Source organism: Flavobacterium sp. Arc2 (assembly GCF_041431385.1).
Taxonomy (GTDB): Bacteria; Bacteroidota; Bacteroidia; order Flavobacteriales; family Flavobacteriaceae; genus Flavobacterium.
This window is the reverse complement of record NZ_JASMRH010000041.1, coordinates 1-24,561: the sequence shown is the minus strand read 5'-3', so window position 1 is coordinate 24,561 and position 24,561 is coordinate 1. Positions and strand designations below refer to the sequence as shown.

General features: G+C 35.3%; 17 protein-coding genes. 11 read left to right on the top strand and 6 right to left on the bottom strand.

Going from position 1 to position 24,561, the window contains the following annotated elements:
- Positions 1 to 519: 519 nt before the first annotated feature.
- Complete coding sequence (locus tag QO182_RS18690) at positions 520 to 771, bottom strand: hypothetical protein (RefSeq protein ID WP_371563436.1); 252 nt, start codon at positions 769 to 771, stop codon at positions 520 to 522.
- 346 nt (positions 772 to 1,117) lie between these two features.
- Between QO182_RS18690 and QO182_RS18685 the strand changes: the two genes are divergently transcribed.
- The 3 genes from QO182_RS18685 (at position 1,118) to QO182_RS18675 (ending at position 4,013) form a co-directional block, all read left to right on the top strand.
- Positions 1,118 to 2,023 carry a helix-turn-helix domain-containing protein gene (locus QO182_RS18685; RefSeq protein ID WP_371563434.1) on the top strand — a complete coding sequence of 302 codons (906 nt, stop codon included), beginning with the start codon at positions 1,118 to 1,120 and terminating at the stop codon, positions 2,021 to 2,023.
- A gap of 98 nt (positions 2,024 to 2,121) precedes the next feature.
- The gene (locus QO182_RS18680; protein WP_371563432.1) at positions 2,122 to 3,648 is read left to right on the top strand and encodes a MauE/DoxX family redox-associated membrane protein; all 1,527 of its coding nucleotides are present in this window, start codon (positions 2,122 to 2,124) and stop codon (positions 3,646 to 3,648) included.
- Between the two features lie 92 nt (positions 3,649 to 3,740).
- A complete protein-coding gene (locus QO182_RS18675) occupies positions 3,741 to 4,013 on the top strand; it encodes a hypothetical protein (protein WP_371563429.1) in 273 nt (90 codons plus the stop codon).
- Between the two features lie 87 nt (positions 4,014 to 4,100).
- Here the strand turns inward: QO182_RS18675 and QO182_RS18670 are convergent, their stop codons facing one another.
- The 3 genes from QO182_RS18670 to QO182_RS18660 are packed head-to-tail and all read right to left on the bottom strand — an operon-like array spanning position 4,101 to position 11,197.
- Entirely contained in the window at positions 4,101 to 6,722 is a 2,622-nt protein-coding gene (locus QO182_RS18670; protein WP_371563426.1) for a prolyl oligopeptidase family serine peptidase, read from the bottom strand.
- Between the two features lie 10 nt (positions 6,723 to 6,732).
- Positions 6,733 to 8,145: a RagB/SusD family nutrient uptake outer membrane protein gene (locus QO182_RS18665; RefSeq protein WP_371563424.1), complete on the bottom strand. Its 1,413-nt coding sequence runs from the start codon at positions 8,143 to 8,145 to the stop codon at positions 6,733 to 6,735.
- 16 nt (positions 8,146 to 8,161) lie between these two features.
- Positions 8,162 to 11,197: a SusC/RagA family TonB-linked outer membrane protein gene (locus QO182_RS18660; protein ID WP_371563421.1), complete on the bottom strand. Its 3,036-nt coding sequence runs from the start codon at positions 11,195 to 11,197 to the stop codon at positions 8,162 to 8,164.
- Between the two features lie 1,065 nt (positions 11,198 to 12,262).
- Here QO182_RS18660 and QO182_RS18655 point away from each other — a divergent pair.
- A complete protein-coding gene (locus tag QO182_RS18655; protein WP_371563419.1) occupies positions 12,263 to 12,499 on the top strand; it encodes a helix-turn-helix domain-containing protein in 237 nt (78 codons plus the stop codon).
- A gap of 334 nt (positions 12,500 to 12,833) precedes the next feature.
- Here QO182_RS18655 and QO182_RS18650 read toward each other — a convergent pair whose 3' ends face one another.
- Complete coding sequence (locus tag QO182_RS18650) at positions 12,834 to 14,207, bottom strand: hypothetical protein (RefSeq protein ID WP_371563417.1); 1,374 nt, start codon at positions 14,205 to 14,207, stop codon at positions 12,834 to 12,836.
- 197 nt (positions 14,208 to 14,404) lie between these two features.
- On the opposite strand from QO182_RS18650, the gene QO182_RS18645 reads away from it, so the two are divergent.
- From QO182_RS18645 to QO182_RS18620, 6 genes are all read left to right on the top strand, one after another.
- Complete coding sequence (locus QO182_RS18645) at positions 14,405 to 14,719, top strand: DUF3892 domain-containing protein (protein ID WP_371563415.1); 315 nt, start codon at positions 14,405 to 14,407, stop codon at positions 14,717 to 14,719.
- 455 nt (positions 14,720 to 15,174) lie between these two features.
- Positions 15,175 to 16,212 carry a ComEC/Rec2 family competence protein gene (locus tag QO182_RS18640; RefSeq protein WP_371563412.1) on the top strand — a complete coding sequence of 346 codons (1,038 nt, stop codon included), beginning with the start codon at positions 15,175 to 15,177 and terminating at the stop codon, positions 16,210 to 16,212.
- Positions 16,209 to 17,354, top strand: a complete 1,146-nt coding sequence (locus QO182_RS18635) for a hypothetical protein (RefSeq protein WP_371563409.1) — start codon at positions 16,209 to 16,211, stop codon at positions 17,352 to 17,354. The genes QO182_RS18640 and QO182_RS18635 overlap by 4 nt, the downstream gene beginning before the upstream one ends.
- On the top strand, positions 17,347 to 17,793 hold the full coding sequence (locus QO182_RS18630) for a hypothetical protein (protein ID WP_371563407.1): 447 nt from the start codon (positions 17,347 to 17,349) through the stop codon (positions 17,791 to 17,793). The genes QO182_RS18635 and QO182_RS18630 overlap by 8 nt, the downstream gene beginning before the upstream one ends.
- 3 nt (positions 17,794 to 17,796) lie before the next feature.
- Positions 17,797 to 19,881 carry an AAA family ATPase gene (locus QO182_RS18625; RefSeq protein WP_371563405.1) on the top strand — a complete coding sequence of 695 codons (2,085 nt, stop codon included), beginning with the start codon at positions 17,797 to 17,799 and terminating at the stop codon, positions 19,879 to 19,881.
- Positions 19,882 to 20,849: 968 nt separating this feature from the next.
- The gene (locus QO182_RS18620; RefSeq protein ID WP_371563403.1) at positions 20,850 to 21,695 is read left to right on the top strand and encodes an RteC domain-containing protein; all 846 of its coding nucleotides are present in this window, start codon (positions 20,850 to 20,852) and stop codon (positions 21,693 to 21,695) included.
- Between the two features lie 102 nt (positions 21,696 to 21,797).
- Here QO182_RS18620 and QO182_RS18615 read toward each other — a convergent pair whose 3' ends face one another.
- The gene (locus tag QO182_RS18615) at positions 21,798 to 22,079 is read right to left on the bottom strand and encodes a hypothetical protein (RefSeq protein ID WP_371563400.1); all 282 of its coding nucleotides are present in this window, start codon (positions 22,077 to 22,079) and stop codon (positions 21,798 to 21,800) included.
- Positions 22,080 to 22,462: 383 nt separating this feature from the next.
- Here QO182_RS18615 and QO182_RS18610 point away from each other — a divergent pair, with 383 nt between their 5' ends.
- Complete coding sequence (locus tag QO182_RS18610; RefSeq protein WP_371563398.1) at positions 22,463 to 24,112, top strand: AraC family transcriptional regulator; 1,650 nt, start codon at positions 22,463 to 22,465, stop codon at positions 24,110 to 24,112.
- Positions 24,113 to 24,561 lie beyond the last annotated feature (449 nt).

Sequence of the window (24,561 nt, the reverse complement as noted above, 5' to 3'; positions counted from 1 at the left end):
CAACACCATATTTTATCCTGTCGTTTAGACTTTCAGACTTATTAAAATCTAAAATTGCTTCACTTGCCAATCCCATAAGAACCAAAAAACAATCTGATACTTCTGTTCCCCTTAAATCTTCCTAATGCTGAAGGAAATTAGTAACAACATAAAGGTTCACTATAGTTTGAGAAATTATTAAAGATTTCAGAAAAATCGCTGAAGAAGAATCAAAAAAAAATATTTTTATATCAGCCCTTTGAATTTTATAAAGGTTTTTTTTATAGAATACCCTCCTACTCTACACAAAAAACTCAATAGCAACAAGTCACTGTCGAGAGAAGGCAAAAGGTATCTAATGAAAAATAAAATAGCAGCAGGCCAAAATCAAACTCATTATAAAAGAGATCAAATCAGAGAAATAAACCTCAGCCAGTTTCGTTCAACACAGGTTTCATTGTTCGTGTTGTACACGCAATGAAAACCTAACTGTAAGCTGTAGTCTTTAATTAAAACACAGTATTTCAAGTTTTCTTTTTACTAATTAACTTTTGGAAAGCTATCAACATATTTTATCTTAAAATCAGGAAAACTATCCACAATCTTTATTTTGAAATCAGGAAAAGAATCAACAATCTTCCATTTCCCTTCAGTATTTGGAAAAGAATCAACAATTTTCACATTTATATCTGCGAAACTTTCAACAACTTTCACTTTGTAATCTGGAAAACTATCCACGATTTTTATCTTGCCATAAATTTTTTTTAGTTCTTCATTCTTGATTGTCGCCATTTTTTTTGTGTTAAGTTATTTAAATATCTATTCTTTACTAAAATCTTCTATCTCAGCTAAACACCTAAAAATCAAACTACAATGATTCCTATTATTGCATACCTCAACTATAGATCGTCTCAAGAATTACACTTCGATTATGAAATTTAAAATCGTTTCACCATTCACTTCTCACTATTCCCTGTCATCCTGAGCTTGTCGAAGGACACCACTCACTTTTTTCTAAAAAACACCTATTCAATTCCCGAATTGAACACTATAGTTTTAGCTTCAAATAATTTATTTTGATAGGTTTGCAAAGGTTATTCCTTTCCTTCCAACAGCAAATCACTTCAAAATATATAATATGTCAGACCAATTTAATCAGGTCCGGATTAAACGTATTTACCAAATGCTGTTCGAAATGGCAACTGGAAATATGACCTTCCGCATCGAGGATAATAGTAATGATGAATTAAAAAATATTGCTGCAGCATTAAATAAAATTGCAGAAGATCTCCAAAAAATAAATCTGGCATCAGGAAATATTAGCACTTACTATCCGTACCAAAATCTAATTCAATTAACATTTGTATTGGATAATGATTTTGTTTTATTGAGTTTTAATAATGAGGTACCGCTCACTCTTAAATATAAAGCGGATAAAATTGTCAATACCGACTTTGGAAAATTGATCGCTCAGCAATCGCAAGATCTTTGGAACGGTATTCTTGATGAATTAGATAAAAACTCCAATTACAACACTACTTTGCAATTAATTTTAATTACTGGTGATAATCACCTGCTGCCATCATTTTGCACAGTATCACGATTACTATACAGCGATGAAATAATTGTGAGTTCAGTATCAACCATACTTGAAGAGATGCGTGACATTAATGACCGTCTCTCTGGTTCAAAAATTCGCAAACACAATGAAGTTACTGCTGTACAAAATTTACATGACTATATTCTCAGTCATCTGGATGAACCTTTACCCACTTTACATCATTTGGCACAAATGTTTGCTATTGAAGAACATATATTAAAAAATGGTTTTAGAACTTTTTTCAAAACAAGTGTCTATAACTTTTATCAAGACGAACGCTTGAAAAGAGCACATCTTATGATTATGCAAACATCCGTTTCTTTAAAAGAAATTGCATATCTCAATGGTTTTAAAGGCTATCTTAATTTCTACAAGGCCTTCAAAAAAAAATTTGGCTACAAACCAAGTGACATTTCAAGACCTGAAGAAAATCTTCAATCCTAATACTTTTGCACTATTTTATTTTTGAATAACGAAATGCCTGATTTGCATAATGTTATAAGTTTTTTATTTACAATTTTACAGTATCAAACTGACATAAAATGAAATCAACAACAAATTTAAAGAATAATATCTTATCAGTAATTTGCTATTTGTACATGTTGTTATTTACCTATGCTGCAATAAGTAAAATATTGGACTTTCAAAATTTCAAAGTGCAAATTGGACAGTCTCCCTTATTAAGTGCTTTTGCGGGTTCTGTTTCGTGGTTAGTTCCACTAGTAGAACTGGTCATTGTAATAATGTTCTTGTTTACCCGATTTCGCCTCACGGCACTTTTCGCTTCCTTTAGCTTGATGGTCATGTTTACAGCCTATATTTTTATTATTTTAAATTACAGTTCATTCATTCCCTGCTCCTGTGGAGGAATACTCGAAAAATTGGGATGGAAGGAACATCTGGTATTTAATATTGTATTCATTACTTTGTCCATAATAGGTATTCGAATTGAACGTAATGCAGCGGCAACAGAACTTCTAATTTCAAAGCCTCGTAACCTCATTATCATTCTCTCACTTTTAACAGTATCCGGTACAGGAATTATCGTGGGTTTATTTTTAGTATCAGAAAACATAACACACTACCACAATAAATTAACAAGACGTTTTCAACATTTTCCTGCTGTAAAATCGAAGGAGGCAGACCTTAAATTAAACTCATATTATATTGCAGGCATTGACCAAAATAAAATATATCTTGGTAACACCACCGCACAATTATTGATAACAATACTGGACTCCTCTTTGCAACAAAAAACACAATATCAAATTAAACTGGATCGTAAGGATTTATCTTTTAAATCAGTAAAAATTAAAGTAGCAGCGCCATATTTTTATGTATACGATGGTTCTGTTCCCTGCGTATTCAAAGGAAATATCAAAGATTGGAAAGCGAAACTTGTAAAAAAAGGAGGAGAATACTTTTCTTTGGTAGAGCCTTTGGATTCGACAACAATGGTTGTTCGCGCACAAAAGCATGGTAGTGGCGAAAGTATTATGGCAACTTTGAATTTGCGCGACACAACCAAAACTCTTCTTAATCCCGCAATTTTACAAAAACAAAGAGACGGTCTTTTTGATACCGATGGACATATGATGTACAGCAAACAATTAAGCCGGATTATTTATTTGTATGCTTATCGCAACCAATACACCGTTGCTGACCGGAATCTTACCATCGATTATAGAGGAAATACTATTGACACAATAAGTCGCGCTAACCTCAATATCGTCAATATTAAAAGCCTAAATCAAAAAAAATTAGATAAACAACCTCTAATTGTTAATAAAGAGTCTGCAGTATTCAACAACCTGCTTTATGTGAATTCAGGAATTCCGGGTCTTTATGAAAATATAAAAGTGTGGAAACAGGCAAGCATTATAGACGTATATGACCTTTCAAGGAACAGCTACCTATTAAGCTTTTACATCTATAATGAAAATGGTAAAAAAATGAAAAACTTTATCATACTGGAGTCAGTATTGTATGCACTTATTGACAATCGCATCGTCAGATACGATCTAGGTAAAGCCATCACTAAAAATTATCAATCCAACAACCGATTATAAATTAAAAACATAAAAATCTATTGGCCAAGTAGCAGGGATAAGATCGAAAACCTGTAAAAAAGAGTAGATCATAAATTCTAAATTTTGTTATTATGAAAAGTAAATTTTTAAATTTAGTAATGCCAATGGCTGTAATTGCAGTAGGATTAGCTGGAGCATTGTCAACAAATGCAATGGAGAAAAAAAGTAGTAAAGTGGCGCCAGTAATGGGCTACAAGCATGTTAGTGCTGCCATTCCATGTCAGCAGGTGCAAACGTGTTCCAACAGTGGAACCTTCGTTTGTACTTCAGATATCGATGGTGCCAATCTTTATGCAAAACCGGGCGCAACATGTCCAAATCTTTTGTACAGAGATACACAATAGCTAAAAGTTGTTTTTTATTACAATGCCGCCTGAATCAAATTCAGACGGCATTGTTTTTTTATAATCTGTATTAAAGAATCCAAATCATTAATGATCAGCTTGCATCCATGGCATCAAAGGCTCATTTTTCAAATAATGCCCAAACCATTCTTCGATACGTTGTGTCAAGTCGTTTTGATTTGATCCTTCTAATAACGCATGACCTTCCCCTGGGTAAATAAGCATCGTATGCTTTTTCTCAAGCCTTCTTAAAGCAAGATAAAATTCAATACTCTGGTAATAATTGACATGATGGTCTTCGCCACCAGTCCAAGACAATAAGGGTGTTTTTACCTTTGCTGCCTGCAGGACTGGAGAGTTTCTAAGATAACTGTTGGTGTCTTCAAACAATGATTTCCCTATCCGTAGCTGGTCATATTCAGACCGCCAAAAATCAGGTTTAAGGTAATTACCTCCTATATACAGATAAGTACTCACCAAATCAGTCCATGCTGCACCAGCCACAGCCGTTGCAAACCGATCCGTTTGCGTAATCATAAAATCCGTTTCATACCCCCCAAAAGAATGCCCAATAAGGCCAATCTTAGACGGATCAACTAAACCCTTTGCAATTACCGCCTCGGTTGCCGCAAGCACACAGGATGTAGCCGATTTCCCTACTTCACCCAACTCATAGACAATATCAGGAAGCAGGACAAAATATCCCTGTGTGGCAAAATTACTGATATTAAATCCCCCCTGTTCAAAGACACTGGGATTTACATAATCATGCTGATATTGCGATTGCCGCTGGTAGATTTGGACTACCATCGGATAGAGCTTCCCCACCTGATAATCCGCTGGATAAATAAGCACTCCTGATAGTACTTTCCCATTAACAGTATAATGAATTTGCTCCACTTTTCCCCAATAATAATGCTGCTGTTGTAGATTACTTTGAACCAACTCCCTCGCAGGAGCTCTAAAATCAGACTGGAATAAAATCCTCGGAGCGCATTCATAGCTTTGCTCCACATACAAAAATGCATCTCTCTTAGCAGCTTTGATAAATTGGTTTGTTTTCTTGGCAGCCCAAACCAATGGCTTTACATCGCTCTTCATGCTCCATAAGTAGTAACCGCTCGATCCCGTACTTTTTTCATCTGCTTCCAGGATAAATTGCCCATTAGTATGAAACCGTCCTGTACGCAGTTCATAGGCATCCGTTTTAGTTTCTTGCTCGACGTTTAGCGGCTTAATTCTAAAACTGATTCCCTCTTCCCTACCGCGAGTCAACCGGATGCTTGAAGAACCATCAGGGGACAATTCCCAAATATCAAATTCGTCATACAAAAGAATCGATTGGTCGGTGGCAGTCCAACCTGGATTCCCATAAGCCATTGGATCACTCGGCCGGTCATACTGTTCGTTAAAAAAAGACATTTCCAAATTTTTAGTAATGTTCGTATGCGTTCCTTTAGCAATATCATAAACCCACCAACTTCCAGCCTTAGGATATGAAATATATTTCCCGTCTGGAGACATCAATAGTGTCATAATATCGCCGGAATGCTTTTCAAGAATCAGTTTTCTTTTTCCACTCAACAATTCAGTAATATAAATATCACGTACCCCATCGTAATTAGATTGCGGCTCGTAAGCAATCGGATCATAAGTTATAGCATAATTAAAATCCCCATTTAAGGCTCCAGATGGCAGTATTTTGTTGGTAATTTGTAAAAAACGGTTGCTCTTAGGCCACCAAACTGCTAACTTATCACGAAGTGCAGCTGCTCCAATAAGCTTCTTATTGGGATAAAGCAACTTATCCAATGCATTCCAGATCTGAACTGTCCCTGCCGTACTATCTACAGCAATAGGTTTTTCCTTTAGTCCAAAAAAGATGCGTTCACCCTCTTCGGATAGCAGAATAGAACCATTGTCCAACGAAATTTGCATATCTGGAGGAAAACCTTCCCGCAATTCTGGATCAAAACTAACTAGATTTTTATCATCGGTAGTATAGCAAAATAATTTCGCATTCTGGTCTCCAGCTTGCATAAAAGCAATCGTTTTACCTTTCCAGCTAAGGTTCTGGAATCTATTATTGCTATCGGTGGCAATAGTGCGTTCCACAATAGTTGTTCCCAACTGCAACATCCCAACAGAGTAACTATCAACCAAATCCTCACAAAAAACCAATGCATTCCCCGTAGTATTAAATTTCCAGCTACTCATATCAGCAATCCGTTGTACTATTCTTCCCTTCATATCTTTAATAATCAGTTCGCTTTTATTTTCAGCTACCTTTAAAAATTGCAACAGGTATTTCCCATTTTTGGTGAAAGCAAAACTACTTACGTTTGGAGTGTAGTGTAAATCTCCAGTTACTAAATTTTGCAAAGCAAGTGTATCCTGCATTTTACAGCCAAACCAAGTCTCACCATTAAACTCCCCCTCAAAACCGCGTGGAAAAGTATAAACCCTATCCCCTTTTGTATTTTTTACAAACAAAGTATCCTTCTTTGATTGATACTGCAGCTGATAACTCGCCCAATTCCCTTGATTCGAAATTTTTTTGGCTCGTAACGTACTCCACAGCTGGTAATCTGCTGCGGTGAGTTGCTTTTTTTGTTTCCCCTGCCCAATACTTGGGCAGGAAATTAACAAAAAATAAAAACCTATAACCCGGAGTATAAAACGCAGATAGGCAATAAATCTTTTTTTCATGGTATCAGTTTTAATATCCAGCATTTTGCGGTGAAAGATTAGGATTTAGCAATAGTTCAGATTCAGGTATCGGAAAATTTAGGTCGGTAGAATTCCACCCTGCTTTTAATGGTGATAAAACAGCATCAAGTCTCCCTGTTCTTTTTAGATCAAAAAAACGGTGCCCTAACTCAGTAAAAAACTCCAGCCTTCTCTCCAAGATTATAGCATCAAGGAGCGCAGCACCGGTTGTGGCTTCCGTGTCCGGTAATCCCGCTGTATGTCTGATTTTATTGAGATCTTCCTTGGCGCCAATCAGATCACCTTGATGTGCTCTAGCCTCTGCCCGAATTAAGTATTGTTCGGCCAAACGGAATAGGATCGAATATTCCATAGCACTTCCAGTATTACCAATTGCTTTATATTTACTAGCATGATACCAAACAGCTGTACCGTCAGTTACAGGGGTAGTCCAATGTGTTTTTCTTTGGTCATCTGCGGTAAATGAATCCATTAGAGAGTTTGATAATGCCGACATCGGTGGCGGACCGCTGATAAAACTAAAAGTTTCCGCTTCCTGGCTATTGTCACCCAATATCTTGGGCATAAGCTGCCAAAGCGTTACAGTGCTTTCTTTTAGGAATACTTTGTCGAGATCGGCCTCCCAAAAATAAAGCTCCGATTGATTGAGTACCGCCGATGCCGCATTCGATGCTTCGTCCCACAACTGCATATAAAGATTGACTCTTGCTAACAAAGCCTCGGCTGTCCATTTGTTGGGACGCACCCGCTCTTCACTGATATAATTCTCAGGCAATAAAAAAATCGCCTGTTCCAAATCTGCTTTAAGGAGCACATAAACTTCATTTTCAGTCATTCGCTCCACCACCCTATTGTGTTCATAATTGGTGGTACGGATATAGGGGATATCTCCAAATGCATTCAGCAAATAAAAATGAAGCAGTGCGCGTACAAAAAGCGCCTCTCCTTTCAGTTGGTCTCTTTCGGCTACTGGTAGAGAAACTGAATTTTCCACGCCCTCAAAAACTGCATTGGCGGCATAAATTTGGTTATAACTGCTGTTCCACAATTCGCTGACCTCACTCCCAGAAGGCAATAAAGCATTATTATAAAAATTGGTTTCACCGCCATACAATTCAAGTTCATCGGAATAAAACCCCAACTGGTTCGAAAGTCCAAACAACGATCCGGTAAGTAATCCGTTATCACGAATTTTAGAATAAATATCAGTCATAGCTGCATTAGCTGTGGCTTTATCTTCAAAAACAGCAGCAGCGGTAAGCTGTGAAGCAGGCAATCCAACTTCGGTAAAATTGTCACAGCTAGAAATAACACACGAACTGATAACCGCAAACAGCGCAATTCTCAAAGTCAAGGCATTACAAAGCCTCCTGTAGCCAGATAATCTAGTATTGTTTTTCATTACGATATTTTTTAGGTTAAAAAGTAACTTGCAAACTGCTGGTATAAATACGCAGGGGGGGCAGAAAACCCGCTGTCCTAAACTCAGGATCAGCCCCTTTATATTTGGTAAAGGTTAACATATTCTGTCCCTGAAGGCTGAACCTCAATTTCATCTTTTTAGTCCATCGCTCAGGCACGTCATAGGAAAGCGAGATATTTTTTAGGCGGATATAGGACGCATCGCTAATACCCGCATCACTCTGAGCATGTCGGGTATTGGCTCGCTGTATGGCAGATTTGATACCACTGCTATAAATTTGGTAAGGGGCTAAATCACCAGGCTCTTGCCAATGATCCAGCACTGCAGTCGGCTGGTTACTCATAATCCCAGGCATACCAAACATAAAAGTGGTATTGAAATTTTCTTGTTTCACAAACTGGAAAAGGAAATCCAATTGAACAGGACCATAATGCAGCTGGTTTTGCAATCCACCATAATATTGTGGATTAAGATTCTTTATCGTTTTTCGATCATCGGCCGCTGTAATAACCCCATCACCATTCACATCCTCAAATTGATAAACACCCGTCTGCGGGTTAAGACCGGTGGAATGATATACCTTCGTGATATTCAAAGGCTGTCCAATAACATATTGATTGCGATACGGAGAACCTGCAAGACTAGGAAACGACAGCAGTTCATTCTTAGCTTGGGTAAAGTTCAGGCTACTAACCCAACTAAAAGTCGAATGGCTAATATTTACAGTACGGATAGTAATTTCAACACCTGTATTTTGTACCCTGGCATCAAGGTTCGATTGTATTGACGTAAAACCGGTAGTACCAGGTAGCGGAGTCCCCACAAGCTGATTAGAGGAGCGGTTGCGGTACCAGGCAAAAGTGGTAAAAATACGGTCGTTAAAAAAACCCGTCTCCACCGCAAATTCCAATTTGGTATTGGTCTCCCATCCAAAATTCGGATTAAACAATCGGGAGGGACTAAGATCGCTAATACCTTGGTAGATATTTCCTGAACTAGTATAAGTATCTAGATACTGGTAATCCCCAATCTGGTCATTTCCTGTCGTTCCATAACTACCCCTGAGTTTTCCAAAACTTACAAATCCCACATGCTTCTTAATAAGAGCTTCATTACCAAAAAGCCATGCAGCACCCACTGCACCAAAAGTGGCGAATTGCTTACCTGGACCGAAACGACTCGAACCATCCCTGCGTCCAGTGACATTCACAATATAGCGTTCCATCCAGTTAAAATTGGCACGGCCAAAAAACGCTTGATATTTATAAATAGTTTGATTACTGCTCAGGACGCTATAATTAGCAGCTGAACCAGGATTATCCATCTGGCTGTTACTGGAAAATCCAGAACCCATAGTTACAAGTTGATTACTACTTTGATCTTGGAAAGTACCGCCCATCAATGCATCAATTTTTCCGTGGCCAATCTTTCTATTCCAGGACAGTTGAGGCTCAATAATCCACGATTGTCGGTTGGTATTGTTGTCAAAAACAAACGATGCATCACTGCCCAATCCATAAGCGGGACTATAAATCGTATAGGGCTGGCTATTAATTTCACTATGCCTCAGGTCACTGTATCCAAAACTCGATTTCAATACCAGTCCGTCAGTCAATTCATAGGATAACAATGAGTTGGTAATTAGATCATACGTAAGGCTCTTAAATTTTCCTTCAAGACTAGCTAGCGGATTATTAAAACTGTTGTTTTCCCAATTCAAATTTCCTGCAGCATCATACAGCGCTGGAGCATTCGGGGCGATCGTAATCGCCTCTTTCGTAAAATCCGATGGTGGCAGAAAATTATCCTGCGCTGTGTAACCACCATTAAAATTAATTCGGAACTTTTTGTTTTCTGAGGCGTGGTTGAGGTTCACATGCATATTGCCTTTAAGATATTTAAAATCACCCGGAAAAACCGTAGTCTCTTTGCTGTAATTCCCACTAAGTAGAAATTGTGTTTGTGCTGAGCCTCCAGAAACCGAGGATTGTACTGTAGTATAATTGGAGGTACCTCCTATAAGTTCCTTTTGCCAATTGGTTTCTCGACTAGGATCCCAGCTACCGTTTACGTCATACGCATCTGCAGGATAGCTCACAATGCCGTCATTGGCATACGCTTCCCTACGCATTTGCAAGTATTCTCGCGTATGCATCAAATCCATAAAGCGGGTCAATTGTCCAAAACCGCTTGAAACGGAACCAGTAAATCGAGTAGTGCCCTCCTTCCCTCTTTTGGTGGTGAGCAGTACAACCCCATTAGCACCCCGTGAACCATAAATAGCGGTGGCATCGGCATCTTTAAGTACCTCGATACTTTCAATATCACCGGGGTTAATACTATTAAGCGGACTTGTTTGCCTTGGTGTCGTACTCGAAGTATAAAAACTACCAATAGCATCAGAGGAATAAGGTACTCCGTCAATAATATACAATGGCGCATTACCACTACTGCGTAAACTGTTCAGTCCGCGAATTCTAATGTCAAAGCCTCCACCTGGCGTTCCTGTCTGTTGTGTTATATCAACCCCTGCCATTCTCCCTTGCATTGCTGCAAGCACATTAGTCACAGGTTGCGTCTCTATATCCTTTGACGTAATTCTAGCAATACTGCCCGTACGTTCACTTTCTTTTACGCTATAATAACCCGCATTGATGTGAACTTCCTGCAATTGGGTAGCATCTTCTTGTAATTGTACGTTTAGTGTTTTACGTCCATTTATGGACTCCGTAGTGGTTAAAAAACCCATAAAGCTAAAGACTAAAGTATCGTCCGGGGATGCTGTGAGGGTGTATTGCCCGTTAAAGTCGGAAATAGTCGCGGAAGTAGCTTTTCCTTTTATGGAAACAGTCACACCAGCTAGAGGATTGACACCATCAGTTACAGTACCGCTTATTTGGTTTTGTTGTAGTAAGTAATGCATTGGCCTCAGTACTTTGTTAGCTGAAGCTGGGGTGTAGCTTAAGGAGAACCCGAAAATAATCAGGTACCAAAAAGCCGAACCACCCTTGTAAAATGAATATTTTTTCATAATATTGGTATAGTTAATTGAAACGTTAGTTTTGTTAGCGATGGTCCTCTTTTCAGTTGTCGAGACAGTCAGAGGGCCTTTTTTTGTTAGTTCTTAATTCATAGGCATGATTTTTATTGGATTAATTCTCTTATCTATTTTTCTCTATTCTATTTTCTTTGCTCTCCATTTAAAATTTAAACCCGAGCGATAGCGAACAGGCGAAGCAATTCAACATTTAAAATAAAAAAACACTTACTGCATCTTTGCTCTATATTCTATTTTCTTTATTCTTTGCTCTTGTAGCTTCAACCATAAAGCCAAAGGCATATCAGTATTATTAATGCCACTATTAATGCTGCTTGAATTTGTCTGTAGTATTTCATATTATTAATTTTTGGGGGTTAAAAGATAGATTTGGGTCATGGGTTTTAGGTTTTGGTCATTTGTTATTTTCAATAAGTGGATCTATTTTCTTTATTCTTTGCTCTTTGCTCTTGGTTCTTTGTTCTTTATTCTCTAATCTTTTTTCTTTATTCTTTGTTCTATGTTCTTTATTCTATCTTCTTTGCTCTGCATTTAAAATAAAAAAACAAGCCTGCACCTTTTACTAACAAATTCAAAATAAATTAACTAGGCGATTATTCAATGGACCTTTCGGTGCAGGTATTTTATATTGAGTATTCATTTATTCAATCATAGGCATACAAGTTTTAGCGGTTTAAACTGCTGCGAGACTATAAAAATGAAGATAAAGCGCTAAGAATGAAGTGGAGTAATTACCAAAATATAGAGCATAAAAAATGGCATGGAACTCAGCTTAAACGCTATCAAGGTACTGGTATACCCGCACACGAATAAGTGAGCCCACGCCATGGGACGTGAGCATCGTACTTATCATCTCGTGTGCTAAAATTACCAGTTTTTGATAACGAGATTCAAAGCGAATGCTTCAAATGTTTTTTACATGAAGAATCGCAAAAATACATTACATACTCGTAATGATAAAACAAATATAATAAAATATTTCAAATACAGGACTATAGTCCTTAGTTTTTTATTTCTATTTTAAGTCAATTTGTAAATATGCATGAATCACTTGATGAAATAGAACGCTTTGTAATTATAAGAGTCAAAGAAATTAGAGAAGGGAAAGGACTAAGCCAAGTTTCTTTATCCTTAGCTATAGGTAAGAGTACAACTTTTATATCAGATATTGAAGCTCCATCAAAAAGGGCTAAATATAATATTAAACATCTAAACGAAATAGCTAAAATTCTAGAATGTTCTCCCAAAGATTTTTGGCCAGATAAACCACTATAATATGAAAGATGCTAAGAAGTATCTTTTTTTATGTCTATACATACTCCCAAATTGCATATTGAAATTCCCGAATTGCATAGCATTCTAAAATACAAAATCATTTATTGCATACTTTATATTTAAGAGTACAACAAATGAAGTGGTATGAAATTATAGGGTTAATCGTGATATGGGTTTTAGGTCTTTACCTGCGAGGTAAGTTTTATGAGTCCATGAGAGATTATTTTTATAAAGATAGCTGGAGAACTAGAGGTAAGAAATGAAAAGATGCTTAGGCATCTTTTTTATTTTTACGTATCAGCTTCTTTCTCTGACAATCAATAGGTAGTTTTTTTTATGGTAGTGGTCTATTCCAGTGATTTAAGTACTTGGAATTATCTACATTCTCGGGTACTATCATTAATTTGGTTTCGATAGGTGCGTCTTGTGTAGCGTATGATGTCATAGTTGAAACCGTTTCATCAAATACCCAATCTTGGTCTGGAGGCGAATAGGCTTGAAAAAAGTTACAAAAAATCCATCTCAAGTTAGTTTTTGTAGGATCTATTTTTTCAATTGTTTCCTTAATTTTTTCGAATCTAGCCTTTTCAACATCTGGTCCGTCAAAAGTTTCCATACCGATATGGATAACTGCTGTACCTTCAGAGTCAAATTGTTGCATGGCCTTATAAACATGACTTTTTATATCTCTTGCTTTAGCCTCTATAGATTCGTTTGCATCACAGCTCCAATATACACCAAAAGCATTTTCAACATCTCTGATATACAGATTGTTAACTTCTCCATCTCCCACTCTGAAAAAATCAGCAAAAATACCACAAGTGAATCCCCTATTATCAACTGGCTTTTTCCCTATTAAGGTATTTAGCATTGGGGAATTATTTTTTACATAGTATTTTACTAAATGTTTTTTAATTTCAGTAATGTCTACAAAGTCAAGCCAAATATCTACTTGCGCATTGGAAACAATTTTACCTATAACGGGGTTTTGTATTTTTTGATCTAAAATTTCTTTTAAAAAGGTATCAGGTAAACTTTCCAGTTCGACATGAAAGATGATGTCTAATAAAATATTTTTTTTAATTAGATAATTACTGATGTAGGAAACCATTTTCTGCCTTTTATAAGTTTCTCTATAAGTATAATCAGCAGTTTTTGATTGTCTTTTACATTCAATAAACCATGATTTATCTCCTTTAGTAGCCAAAATATCAGGAGTCTTACCTTCATTTTTTTCTTCAAGAAAAGCAACTTCATATCCGTTTCTAGCCCATAATAATGCACTAGTTATTTCAAAAAGAATGGCATCAGCTTCTAATCGTCGCTTTTTCATCAAAGATTTTACTCTTGTCTCAATTCCGTTAATCGCCTTCAATAAATCTAAGTCTATACCTAATCGTTTAAAAACAGGTACAATTCTAGCACCTTGGAAATTCTCATACTTGTGTGGTTCATTTATAAGCATATCCAATAAATATAAATACCACCCAATTACATCGTCTTTGACAACTAGCAAAGTACCTTCCGTCAAAGGCTCGGAAAAAGGCACTGTCTCCTTAAATTCCATAGTAATTCTACTTTCTATGGCTGCTTTTCTTTTTTGCCAATCTATTGGCGAAATAAAAGACATAAACCATTGCCACGCTCTGATTACATCTTCATCTTCGTATTGTGGAAAATTAAATTTCTCGACAGGTACTCGTAACATCACTTGCTGTTTTTTTAATAATGTAAAACTACATTATTAAAATTAACAAAATAATTGAATAGAAAAAACATTTTTAAAACAGGTAATTATACTAGTGTAGTATTAGTTTTACATTAAATATTTTTGTTAGTTATGGAAAACCGTAAAGAAGTTAAAAATTTAGCATGTAATTTTACAATAACAAAAAAATATATATTATGGCAAATTACAGAATTTCTGGTATTTGGAAGGATACAAACAGTATAATTACTCATTATGCATTTCACACTGTAACTGATACTGGCACTACAAGAGCTACAAAGAAAACTAAAGCGCAAGCTGTAGCACTTTTAGAAGTAAATAGTAACAGCGCAGTCACATGGATATGGAATTATTCTAATGCAGTATGGAAAATTGGCGAAACAGTACAAGTTATCAATGGTAACAACGGAAAGTATTTAAGATCAAGTCCCGATAATAAATTGACAGACAATTTAGCGCATCTTATCAACTTTGATTGGATTGCCCCTTAACGTTCGTCAATAATGAATGTGATAAAAAGATGCTGAAAGGTGTCTTTTTTTGTTTTACATATAATTATATCTGCATAAGCATTCTATTATGTTTTTAATTTAAGTCAAATATCACTAAATGTAGGTATTGTGAGTATAACTTAAAAAGCTTTTATTTACGACCGAAGATGAATGTATAAATAAAATTACTACTTTAAAAAAGATGTATATGTTTAATCTTATTTTGTAGTTAATCTTATTTTATAGTTAATCGTAATTTAAAAATATCTTTAGATAAAACTTATCTTTAGATGCGACAGAACCTAAAATATACCTATGCATAATTGACGAAGATTTTACAAACTTATACAATGTAAATTGTAATTAAACTTTTTATTATATTTTTAACCCTAAACCAATTCTTACATTATGCACCATGTGTACTTTAATCAATTTACTTACTTTAATTACTTGAAATGTTAAAACTGGATTGTTTTCAGGCAGGAAAAGGTGATAGTTTTTTGCTTTCCTGGGACGAAGAGGGTCCACATCGGTTGCTGATTGATGCTGGAAACAAAAGTACATATCGTTATATTAAGGCCAATATTCAAAATTTCGACAAGGAAGATGCTATTATTGTAACTCACGTAGATTACGACCATGTTGGAGGTTTTTTCAAGTGGTTAAGTGATAAACAGCATCCATTTTCTCCTTCCGCAATAGTTTATATGAATACTCCACAGCTTATTTTAGCACCATCAGATTCAAATCTAGTAGGAGTTGAACATGGAGTAAAACTTGAACAGCTGCTGCTGGCACGCGGCATAAAGTCCTTACCCATTTATATAAATGAAACAAATGATGATTTAATACATATTCATGGACTAAATCTACTAATACTGTCCCCAAGGACAGAAGTCATTGAAAAACTGGTGGAAAAATGGACAGCAAATGAAATTTATCAGGAATATGAGAACAGAAGAAAGCAAGTTGACAACAAAGTAGCCACACGAGATGAACCATTAATGGATATAGACAAAATCCTATCCAATCAACCTTTACCTCATAACTGGGAAACCGATCTCCTAAATGCTACGTCTGTAGCTTTTATATTAGAATACCAAGATAATCGACTTTTATTTTTAGGTGATGCTAATCCAAAGCTAATATGTGAAGAATTGGAACGACGAGGTCATACAAAAGAGAAGCCTCTGGAAGTTGATTTATTCAAGGTAAGCCACCACGGCTCCAAGCACAATACAACTCAAGACTTACTGGAAAGAATCAAATGCTCAAAATATTTAATATCAACTGACAGTAGCGGACCTTATTACCATCCTTCGAGAGAAACTTTAATATTAATTAGTACCTTCGGACGTGTTTCAAACGAGGACCAGATAACAATTTATTCGAACTATCCCTTGCCTTTGAATAAACTCTTAACGCTCGAAGAACAAGAGACACTTAATTTTAATTTTCAATCAGTTCAAAATCTAAAATTTCCAGAAGAATGAACATTTCTAATTTAAATGTTACCACGGGTCTTATTCATATAGCAGATCGATTCATTGGAAGTTCGGTAATTTTCCCTTGGAAAGAAGATCTACTGTGTTTGACAGCGAGTCATAATTTGTTTGGAAAAAAATTTGACCAATCTCCGACCCTCCAAAATTGGAACGTAGTAGACCATACTGGTGTCGCGCACCCAATTTTAGAGTTGTTGGGTGATCATGACTTTGCAAAGCTACATGATATTATAGTTCTTAAATTAGATTGTAAATCATCTCTTGGAAGTTTCTCCTGCCCCATATTTTGTACAATTCCAAAAAACCCAACACATTCATTAATGTTTCGAGGAAGATATGAAAGCTCTACAAGTTCAGTAACACACAAAAAATTATGTTTTAATTCAGTTTGTGAAAGAATTGATCATCACTTTCTATGTAGTATTGATAGGAGTCTTTTAACTAACAACACTTACAGTTCCGGTAGTGATTGGTTGGGCGGATGGTCGGGTTCTGGTCTTTTTATTGAAAATCATAAGAAACTCATATGTGCCGGTGTTATAGTCGAAATTCCAAATAAAGGTGATGATGGCCAAATTCAGTTTGTAAGTGTATCAGCTCTATCCGCACTTAAGCCTTTAGGAATTGAACTTCCAATAATGGATTCTGAGGAATTAAATTTTGATCCAAATCTTAGCAAAAGCTCCTTAGATGCTATCTTTGATACAATAGATGAGAACGCAATTACGGAATGGGAGAATAACGATATTAACAAACCGCAACTAATATATATAAATAGTAAACTTCCAAATGTATACGCCGAAGATCAATTAGAAATAAATAAAAGGCTTATCATTAAAAAACTGCTTCTTGGAAAAGCTTATATAACAGCAGAGTTAAGTAATAATGAACAACTCTTTACTTTGTATAAAAACGCATATAAAGTTTATGATCTCGAAGATAAAAATATTTACGCCGATAATAAATCGGAAGCTCGTCTTGGCGTTACAAATATTAAAAATGAATATGAAAATTACCTGAGTGAATGTATCGGCACAGTTTTTTCTGCTTCGGATGTAAAGTTATTGGCATTTTACGGAATTAGTGAATGGATTGCAGATTGCAGTTTAAGTATTTTAGCAAATGAGTGATAAAGTAATAATAAAGGGAAACAAAATCAAAATTCTTGATGGTTATCAGGACAATGATCAGATTAATATTTTGATGATATTGCTTATCATTAAATACTCAATAAATGGAAAAACGCTTTCAATACCATTAAAAAAGATCGCATTTATTTTAGATGTGGTGAAAAAAAATATTTCTGTAAATAAATTGTCTACTTTACTTTCTTCTCCATGGGAAATCTCTGGAGCATTACGCAAAAACATAATTTTGTCTCATGAAAAAAAATATCTAATTATTAAGGAAAGCAGCGGTACAATTAGTTTTAGCTTAAGCAGTTCAGGATTATTGGTAGTCAAGGACATGGAGGATAACGATATAATGCCCGATATCCGAAACGAAATTTTACAATGGTGCAAAGCCGTTAGTTTAAGCGAACTTAAAAAACAACAATTAATCTGGTAAGTAATGATAAAAATTCACTCAATTAAAGCATTAGTCACTGATACTTCAGGAAATAATTTTGGATTTGACTACATCTTTAGTTCTGGTCTAAATATTCTTTCAGGGGACAATTCTAGTGGTAAATCTACGGTTTTGTCATGCATTTACTATTGCCTTGGTATGGAACAGTTGGCTAGCTACGGTAATTCAGATGGTTTAAAGGAATGTTTAAAGACCAGCTTTAAGTACAACAACCAAAATTTTAGTGTTTTTGAATCTTATGCACAACTAAATATAAGTAATGAGAAAGGAGAAGTAGCTATAATTAAGAGAGTTATAAAATCACCGTACACAGAAGATACTAATTTAATAAATGTTCAAGTCAATGATGGCTTAGCGGAAGAAAAATTTATTCATGCGGCAGGTGATACAGATCATGCTGATGGTTTTTATCGCTGGCTTTCTGATTTTTCAAATATCGCAATTCCTCTTTTTGCAGATGAAGATGGAACAACACAAAAAATTCTTTATTTACAGCAGATATTTGCGAGTTCATTTGTAGAGCAAACAAAAGGCTGGTCAGATTTCTTCGCTCAAATTCCAGTTTTTAATACTAAAAAAGCCAAGCAGAAGATCGTAGAATATACCTTAGGTCTTAGCGGACTTATTGAAGAGTTTGAACTCGATAAGTTGAAGCAGCGTGAGAAAGAATATAAAACTGTTTGGACAAATACTGTCGAAACTTTTCAAACTATCACATCATATTATAATCTATTGACCGCTAATCTTGCGGAAACATTCACAGCGGAACTTTCCCCAGCAAAAATTTTGAAGCTTGATCTGCAAACTAGAGACACCAAGGGAAATTACAGCACTTTAAACAAAATAATATCAGATCTTATGATACAAGATCGTGACCTGGCATTAAAGAACACATTGGATACTTCAAAAATAACAAGTAGCGAAATCCTCATAAAGCATAACGATACCAGTAAAAAATTAGTTTATCTAAATAAGGAATTACAGAAAGTAAGAGATGAGCAAATTAATGAAGAGGTCAAGATAAAAAACTATCAAATTACAGTTGAGCATTTAAATAGGGAAATTGAAGCTTTGGAAGGGATTAATAAACTTAATCAGCTTAAATCATTTCATGTTGGCGCTGTAGAAAATTGTCCTGTGTGTAATTCTTCACTACTAACTAATCCTGATATACAGTTTACTAATATTGATAAAATTAACAGTTCCAAATCCATATATTTTTATAAATCTGAGCGCAGCTTATATGAATCTTATCTAAAAAGTTCGCAAAACCTCAATGGTCGCTTTGATAAGATTGTCACTTATTACCACGAAAAGATTAGAGAATTAAAAAATATTTTGTCAATGCTAGATCAAGAATTACTGGACGATTCACGAATTCCGTCTAGAATAAGTATCAGTGAAGAAATGCGAATAAAATTTGAACTTGAAAAAATGGTAAAGATCGGTCACCAATTTAACAGGTTCAAATCCGACCTAACTGAAATCTCGAAAAAGCTGGCAAAAATTAGATCTAGGAAAGAAGTATTAAAGCGTCACTTTGAACTTGATCAAGAAAAGATTAAAGATTTTAAAAATCAGTTTATTAAATATTTAGAAAAATTTGGTTATTCAAAAGAAATACTTTCACGTATTTATATTTCTCAAGATGAATCCAATAAGCTTTTCCCTGTAGTTAATGTAGGTACTATTACAGCACAACCTATTCGCCTGCTTTCGTCAGCAAGTGATTTTATTCGTGCGCAATGGGCATTCTACATGACATTACTAGTAAAAGCTGAACTTCATCTTGGAATCTTAATACTTGACGAACCAGGACAGCATGCAATTGCTTCTGCTGATTTACAAGAACTATTAAAGGAAGCTAGTAAGAATAAAGATCGACAAATATTGGTTGCGATTTCAAAAGAAGATAAGATTACAACTTCTGAAAACGGCCAAACAATGCAGGTAGAAGTTGACCTTTTAAACATTCTTAAAGAAACGAAATTAATAAAAAATCAAGATTATACAATTAACATAATAGATTCCCATAACAGAAAGGACAAATGTATTCAGCCCTTATAAACCTGTTCTTCGAGGTCTAGATCCTGCTCGGCAAAGTCTCATGACTTTGCTTTTTTTTAGTACTTTAAAACCGTAAATACAATAAAAGTCTCCTGAATTTTACCGTGAATATCTTTATAAACCCGCTCGACGACTTGTTCATCTACTGTTAAAGTAACATATTATGTTATTTAGTAATATATTTTATTACTTTTGTATGGAAGAAGAAACCACCAGAACCTGAGAAAAGGTCTAGTGGTTTAAAAAAAAATTACTTCTTACAAGCAAGAACAAGTTTTCGTACTTCCTTGACAAGGTGTGTGACCTGTGATACAATCAAAGACCCACAAATTAAATATAGTATTTTCATATGACCGAAAATAAGGATTGAACAAATCCACTTAAAACCAAAAGCTCCAACTTTTGGTTTTTTTATATGTGCTAATGATGTTCATTAGTGTTACAAATATAAATCTTAATGAAGAAAATATGCAGTGTACCCCATAATGCTAGAAACGATGCATTATTTACAATAAAATACGCAATAGCCACCCCATTAATACCAAAAAATCACTGTTTTTGTGCAATTTTTCACTTCTAACATTTTAGAATTTTTATCAACACAGTTGTTAACATGTCTATTAGAATTCAGGTAGTATTCGAAGTACTTCATTGTAGCAATTTCTTTTCATATTAAGCTATTAATCCTACTCTTCGAGCTCTCTCAACCTCGAACCAGTATCTTTTATCTACAATACCGGAAATAAACTAATATGGGCTGATTATTTCAATTTATCACCGCATTTTTGCGGTAAATACAAAGCTGGTTTACCGCAGTAGTACAAAAAACAAAGTATGCAATTCGGGAATTTCACTATTCAATTCGGGAATCGCACACCACTCCATTTGCAAAGGTAGTCACCATCAAATAGATTTACAGAACAATTCAATTACCAAGTAAGTCAATTTGTAAATCTTAAACCGCTTCAATGAAATTATTTTCTGAATCCTTGATGTCCCAATTAGAGCAGCAATTAAAAATAATCCATCTGCAAACAGAAAATCCAATTCAATCGGCTGAATTGTCCATTAAAAGTAGCGTTAATGCCTTAGAGAGACTAAAATCCTTTTTCATAAAATACAAATCGTTGAACAAGAAAGAAGAAATAGAATTCTTTCGCGACATCAAACCGAAGTTTGCGGCTAAACTGATTTACTATAGCGAAATCTATACTATAGAAACCAACAAGCCATTGGGCTCCCATAAAACAATAGCTAAATATTATAACGCAGAACTTCTTAAATTAAAAGTTTTCTTTAAACAAAACCAGGAGTTTTACCGCTACTGCCGCACGGCTAATAATTGTCTTGATAACAAATATTATATACGCAAAAAACACGACCTAAAATTAATGATGGACAGTGTTTATTTTGAAATAGACCATCGATTCGCAACCTCTCATGACTATAAGATGGCTCGCATAATAGCGAACGATGAGATAAAAAATTTTCTAGAAGTACAAATAGAAAAACTAGAAAGAAAGCCAATAACAACACAATCGCCTTCCCCACTCTCTAAAAGCCTAAAATGGACAGGATCAAAAGTAGATTTGATAGAATTAATTTATGCACTGCATTCAGAAGGCGTTTTTAATAATGGAGCCACAGGACTCAAAGAAGTCATAACCTTTTTCGAGTCTTTTTTAGAAATCGAATTGGGCCAATTCAATAGGGTTTTTTTGGAAATCCGCAACAGGAAATCCGATAGGACAAAATTTATGAATACACTCAAAAACAAACTCACAATTCGCATGGATGATGCAGATGAAAATTAAAAAAAAAGCTGCTCACACTAAAATGAGCAGCCTTCTAGCTTTGATTGCAAAAAAATCATACTGTAATAATAACTACCATAGTAATGTGTATGATTTTTATGTCTAGTTACTACTTCCAGTACCACCAGTAATATGGCCGATAAGTATTTTCCAGTCTGGATCAATAATATCTTCTTCCTCCTTTGTGACTGTATTAGCCGTTAAACTTTCCGTAACGAGCACTGTATCCCCTTTTCTGGGAGTATAATAAAAATTCTCCTTCTTCGCATCTGACATGCCTATCGTATCACCCTCTAAAAGAGGACTATCGATTGTACAGGAAGCAAGCGCAAATAGAACCGATAAACAAATTAATGTACTAAAACCTAAATAGAATTTTTTCATCTTTGATAATGTTTTAAATGTTACTGATTACTTTTTAATCAGTTCATTTCTCCCGGGATAATCTGAACAATTTTGATGGTGGTTTTGCTCATAACAAAACCGTTTGAATTCAGGGCAAAACTAATGGGACCTTTCCCCTCCTGCAAGCCAACCACTGTTCAATTCGGGAATCTACAATATGTAATTCCCGAATTGAACACACTACAATTTTCAATAAGCAACCAATATTCAGATAGTTACCCTGAAAAAGACAATAAGATTATTTACTAGGTAAATTCTTGCGTCTGTATAGTTATTTTAGTTACATTTATTTTGCAGGAGTAGTGTATTGAGATATATTAACCTTGTGATTTCTAATCAATAAGTGCCAATCTCTTAGGAATATGACAAAAAAACACCTGCTTATATTATTATGGGTATGCTTTTATAATTACGCGTATACACAACAAAGGAATTTTGTTATTCCGGATAGTCTTTCAACTAAAGACTATGAATATTTTAGCAACAACATACTTTATGAGGAAAAGGACAGTATCAAAGAACGGATATATGCCAAGTCATGGTTAGCTAAAGCAAAAAGGGATAGAAACTTCGACAAAATGGCGTTAGCATATAAAGTATTAATTTATAAAAACGATAAAAAGTTACGGCTTACATATGCCGATAGTATGCTGATAGCTGCCAAACGGACAGCCGACATGGCATTAATCGGAGCAGCGTACATGACTAGAGGAGCAGTGTATTATGACCGTAAAGAACACATGAAAGCACTTGACAATTACCTGATAGCAGATAAATACATTTCGAAGACAAACAACCAATACCAAATTTACAAAGTAAAATATGGCATTGCTCAGATCAAATATTACCTTGGATTTTACGATGAGGCAGTAGCATTATTTAAAGAATGTCTTGGGTATTTCAAGGAAGAAAATAGCCGTGCATATCTGAATACACTTCACTCTTTAGGGCTTTCTTACAATCGCATAGGCAAATATAAGTTATGCAGCCAGATGAACCAGACAGGCCTGAGCGAGGGCCTGCGTTTTAAAAACCTCGAAATGCAATCCTACTTCATCCATTCCGAAGGCGTAAATCAATATTTCAAACACAATTATCCTGACGCAATAAAGAAGTTGACAAAGGCACTGCCTGCTTTGAAAGAGAATAAAGACTTTACAAACGAAACGACGGCCTATTTTTACATAGGCAAAAGCTACTGGGCCCTCAAGTTGCAGGAAAAGGCAGTACCCTACTTAAAAAAGATAGATGAAGCTTTCCAAAAACAAAAGTACATACGCCCTGATTTACGGGAAGCTTATGAACTATTAATTGATTACTATCGGGAACAAAACATCAAAGAATTAGAACTATACTACTTCAGCACCCTGTCAAAAGTAGATCAGCAGTTACTTAAGGATTACAAATACCTTTCAGGCAAAATATACAAAGAATACGACAGCAAAAAAATACTGCAAACTCAAATAAACAAAGAACACTACTGGACAGTTGTGGTCTCCATTATAATAACTATAATGTTAATAGTCATTGTGTTTCTGGTACACAGACACTATAAAAGCAAAAGATTATTTGAAGAATTAATGAATCGCAAACCCGATACGGCCCAATCATTAGTATTAAACAATACCAGTAAAGAACTCGATATTAATCTTGAAGTGGTTACGGCAATTCTAAAAAATCTGGAAAAATTTGAGCGCAATAAAAAGTACCTCGAAAAAGACATGACTTTGGCAAAAATGGCTTCATCACTAAACACCAACATGAAATACGCTTCAAAAATTATTGCATGCTACCGTGACAAAGGAACCGTTGACTATATCAGTAATTTAAAGGTTGACCATATTATAGAATTACTCAAGAGCGAGAACAAATACCGCAATTACACCAACAAGGCATTGGGTGACGAAGCCGGTTTCGGTTCCACCCAAAACTTTACACGGGCTTTCAATAACAGAACAGGCCTCTCTCCCACCTACTTCATCAGTGAATTAAAAAACCAACAACATTCATAAATAATAACAAGACATCGAAAATCGACTGCGTAAGACCAGTAATATCAAAAACAAACTTGTAATTACAACCTCCTCACACGGCTCTTATAATTTTATCGCTACAAAATCACGGTAAAAATTTCAGCGTTGGCAGCAGGGAGTGACCCCCGAGTCGAGTGTGAAACACGAGCGGCTGGGGTCACAATAGAAAAATACGTCCGATGATTTTTGGTTTAAAATTATTCAGGCTTGATTTTTTTGTTACTTTTTTCATCAAGGAAAAAAGTAAAGACTATCTTAAAATAAAAAAACAGCAATTAACCAATAAACGTTCAATTACAACCTCCTTACACCGCCCTTAAATAAAAAGCATAAGAAAACAATAAAGAAGTAAAGTGGCAGCAGTCCGCGAGTTGAGGACGAAGGACGAACGGCTCGGGCTGCGGAACGGAACTTCGAGGTAGTTTTCA